The 4,890-nt window shown below is 46.2% G+C and carries 1 protein-coding gene; it reads left to right on the top strand.

Annotated features, from left to right (window positions below; translation table 11 throughout):
• Positions 1–4,890, top strand: a 4,890-nt coding sequence (locus tag IEY13_RS29965; RefSeq protein WP_188959464.1) for a beta strand repeat-containing protein, incomplete at both ends; no start/stop codon positions are given.

The following is a 4,890-nucleotide window of genomic DNA, read 5'->3' as shown; positions in this document are numbered from 1 at the left end:
GTAGATAATAATGGTGTAGTTCGTGGTGTAGTTGCTGGTTCTGCAGTGATTACCTATAGTGTAACAACTGCTAAAGGTTGTGTGAGCCAGGATACTGCTCATATAGTTGTAAATGCTTTACCAGAGATGGAGAAGAGTGTTGGCGCGCGTGAAGTATGTGCCGGAAGTACGGTTACACTGACAAACGGCTCAACTGGTGGAACTGGTGTATGGAGCAGCAGTGTTGTAAGTGTTGCTACAGTGGACAATAATGGATTAGTTCGTGGTATAGCTGCTGGTAACGCAGTAATTACTTATACTGTAACAACTGGTTCAGGTTGTGTAAGTGTGGATACTGCTCATATAGCTGTAAATGCTTTACCAGAGATGGAGAAAAGTGTTGGCGAACGTGAAGTATGTGCCGGAAGTTCTGTTATGCTGACAAACGGCTCCACTGGTGGAACGGGTGTATGGAGCAGCAGTAATACTGGCGTAGCCACTGTTGATAATAATGGATTAGTTCGTGGTATAGCTGCTGGTAACGCAGTAATTACTTATACTGTAACAACTGGTTCAGGTTGTGTAAGTGTGGATACTGCGCACGTGCTGGTAAATGCTTTACCAGAGATGGAGAAGAGTGTTGGCCTGCGTGAGGTATGTGCCGGAAGCGCTGTTGCGCTGACAAACGGCTCAACTGGTGGAACCGGTGTATGGAGCAGCAGTGCTGTAAGTGTAGCCACAATAGATAATAATGGTGTCGTTCGTGGTGTATCTCCTGGTAACGCAGTGATCACTTACACTGTAATCACAGCCAAAGGTTGTGTAAGCCTTGATACTGCGCACGTGCTTGTAAATGCTTTACCAGAGATGGAGAAGAGTGTTGGCTTGCGTGAAGTGTGTGTCGGAAGTACGGTTACGCTGACAAACGGCTCAACTGGTGGTACTGGCGTATGGAGCAGCAGTAATACTGGCATAGCCACAATAGATAATAATGGTGTTGTTCGTGGTTTAACTGCTGGTTCTGCGGTTATCACTTACGCTGTAACAACCGCCAAAGGTTGTGTAAGTGTTGATACTGCCCAAGTGCTGGTAAATGCTTTACCTGAGATGGAGAAGAGTGTTGGCCTGCGTGAAGTGTGTGCCGGAAGTTCTGTTACGCTGACAAACGGCTCAACTGGTGGAACTGGTGTATGGAGTAGCAGTGCTGTAAGTGTAGCCACAGTAGATAATAATGGTGTAGTTCGTGGTGTATCTGCCGGTTCTGCGGTTATTACTTATACTGTAACCACTGCCAAAGGTTGTGTGAGCCAGGATACTGCTCATATAGCTGTAAATGCTTTACCAGAGATGGAGAAGAGTATTGGCTTGCGTGAGGTATGTGCCGGAAGTTCTGTTACGCTGACAAACGGCTCAACTGGTGGAACTGGTGTATGGAGCAGCAGTGCTGTAGGTGTAGCTACAGTAGATAATAATGGATTAGTTCGTGGCGTAGCTGCCGGTTCTGCGGTTATCACTTATACTGTGACCACTGCCAAAGGTTGTGTAAGTGTGGATACTGCTCATATAGCTGTAAATGCTTTACCAGAGATGGAGAATAGTGTTGGCGAACGTGAAGTGTGTGCGGGAAGTTCTGTTACGCTGACCAACGGCTCAACTGGTGGTACTGGCGTATGGAGCAGCAGTGCTGTAAGTGTAGCTACAGTAGATAATAATGGATTAGTTCGTGGTGTAGCTGCTGGTTCTGTGGTTATCACTTACACTGTAACCACCGCCAAAGGTTGTGTAAGTGTGGATACTGCTCATATAGCTGTAAATGCTTTACCAGAGATGGAGAAGAGTTTTGGTGCGCGTGAGGTATGTGCGGGAAGCGCTGTTACGCTGACAAACGGCTCAACTGGTGGAACCGGTGTATGGAGCAGCAGTGCTGTAAGTGTTGCTACAATAGATAATAATGGTGTAGTTCGTGGTGTAGCTGCTGGTTCTGTAGTGATTACCTATACTGTAATCACCGCCAAAGGTTGCGTAAGTGTGGATACTGCTCATATAGCTGTAAATGCTTTACCAGAGATGGAGAAGAGTATTGGCCTGCGTGAGGTATGTGCGGGAAGTTCTGTTACGCTGACAAACAGCTCAACTGGTGGTACTGGTGTATGGAGCAGCAGTGCTGTAGGTGTAGCTACAGTAGATAATAATGGATTAGTTCGTGGTGTAGCTGCTGGTTCTGCAGTGATTACCTATACTGTAACCACTGCCAAAGGTTGTGTGAGCCAGGATACTGCTCATATAGCTGTAAATGCTTTACCAGAGATGGAGAAAAGTGTTGGCGAACGTGAAGTGTGTGCCGGAAGTGCTGTTATGCTGACAAACAGCTCAACTGGTGGTACTGGTGTATGGAGCAGCAGTGCTGTAAGTGTAGCTACAGTAGATAATAATGGTGTAGTTCGTGGTGTAGCTGCTGGTAACACAGTGATTACCTATACTGTAACCACTGCCAAAGGTTGTGTAAGTGTGGATACTGCTCATATAGCGGTAAATGCTTTGCCAGAGATGGAGAAAAGTGTTGGCGAACGTGAAGTGTGTGCCGGAAGTTCTGTTACGCTGACCAACGGCTCAACTGGTGGTACTGGCGTATGGAGCAGCAGTGCTGTAAGTGTAGCTACAATAGATAATAATGGTGTAGTTCGTGGTTTAACTGCTGGTAACGCAGTGATCACTTACACTGTAACCACTGCCAAAGGTTGTGTGAGCCAGGATACTGCTCATATAGCTTTAAATGCTTTACCAGAGATGGAGAAGAGTATTGGTACGCGTGAGGTGTGTGCCGGAAGTACGGTTACGCTGACAAACGGCTCAACTGGCGGTACTGGCGTATGGAGCAGCAGTAATACTGGCATAGCCACAATAGATAATAATGGATTAGTTCGTGGTGTAGCTGCTGGTTCTGCGGTTATCACTTACACTGTAACAACCGCAAAAGGTTGTGTAAGTGTTGATACTGCTCATATAGCTGTAAATGCTTTACCAGAGATGGAGAAAAGTGTTGGTGCGCGTGAGGTATGTGCCGGAAGTACGGTTACACTGACAAACGGCTCAACTGGTGGTACTGGTGTATGGAGCAGCAGTAATACTGGTATAGCCATAATAGATAATAATGGATTAGTTCGTGGTGTAACTGCTGGCAACGCAGTAATTACTTATACTGTAACAACTGGTTCAGGTTGTGTAAGTGTTGATACTGCTCATATAGCTGTAAATGCTTTACCAGAAATGGAGAAAAGTGTTGGTGCGCGTGAAGTATGTGCCGGAAGTTCTGTTACACTGACAAACGGCTCAACTGGTGGAACAGGTGCATGGAGCAGCAGTAATACTGTTGTAGCCACAGTAGATAATAATGGTGTAGTTCGTGGTGTATCTGCTGGTTCTGCGGTTATCACTTACACTGTAACAACCGCGAAAGGTTGTGTAAGTGTGGATACTGCTCATATAGCTGTAAATGCTTTACCAGAGATGGAGAAAAGTGTTGGCCTGCGTGAGGTATGTGCCGGAAGTTCTGTTACACTGACAAACGGCTCAACTGGTGGAACTGGTGTATGGAGCAGCAGTGCTGTAAGCGTAGCTACAGTAGATAATAATGGATTAGTTCGTGGTGTATCTGCAGGTTCTGTGGTTATCACTTACACTGTAACAACCGCCAAAGGTTGTGTAAGTGTGGATACTGCTCATATAGCGGTAAATGCTTTACCAGAGATGGAAAAGAGTATTGGCTTGCGTGAGGTATGTGCCGGAAGTACGGTTACACTGACAAACAGCTCAACTGGTGGTACTGGCGTATGGAGCAGCAGTGCTGTAAGTGTAGCTACAGTAGATAATAATGGATTAGTTCGTGGTGTGTCTGCTGGTAACGCAGTGATTACCTATACAGTAACAACTGCCAAAGGTTGTGTAAGTGTGGATACTGCCCGCATGACTGTAAATGCTTTACCAGAGATGGAGAAGAGTATTGGCGCGCGTGAGGTATGTGCCGGAAGTTCTGTTACACTGACAAACGGCTCTACTGGTGGTACTGGTGTGTGGAGCAGCAGTGCTGTAAGTGTAGCCACAATAGATAATAATGGATTAGTTCGTGGCGTAGCTGCTGGTTCTGCGGTGATTACCTATACTGTAACCACTGCCAAAGGTTGTGTAAGTGTGGATACTGCCCATATAGCGGTAAATGCTTTACCAGAGATGGAGAAGAGTGTTGGTGCGCGTGAGGTATGTGCCGGAAGCGCTGTTACGCTGACAAACAGCTCAACTGGCGGTACTGGTGTATGGATTAGCAGTGCTGTAAGTTTTGCTGAAGTGGATAATAATGGATTAGTTCGTGGTGTAGCTGCTGGTAACGCAGTGATTACCTATACTGTAACCACTGCCAAAGGTTGTGTAAGTGTGGATACTGCTCATATAGCGGTAAATGCTTTACCAGAGATGGAGAAGAGTATTGGCCTGCGTGAAGTATGTGCGGGAAGTTCTGTTACGCTGACCAACGGCTCAACTGGTGGAACTGGTGTATGGAGCAGCAGTGCTGTAAGCGTAGCTACAGTAGATAATAATGGTGTAGTTCGTGGTGTAGCTGCTGGTAACGCAGTGATTGCCTATACTGTAACAACTACCAAAGGTTGTGTAAGTGTGGATACTGCTCATATAGCTGTAAATGCTTTACCAGAGATGGAGAAGAGTATTGGCCTGCGTGAGGTATGTGCGGGAAGTGCGATTACGCTGACCAACGGCTCAACTGGTGGAACTGGTGTATGGAGCAGCAATAATATTGGCGTAGCCACAATAGATCATAATGGTGTAGTTCGTGGTGTATCTGCTGGTTCTTCGGTTATCACTTACATTGTAACCACCGGCAAAGGTTGTGTAAGTTTG

Source organism: Filimonas zeae, assembly GCF_014641615.1.
Classification (GTDB): Bacteria; Bacteroidota; Bacteroidia; order Chitinophagales; family Chitinophagaceae; genus Filimonas; species Filimonas zeae.
This window is presented reverse-complemented; position numbering and strand designations above follow the sequence as displayed.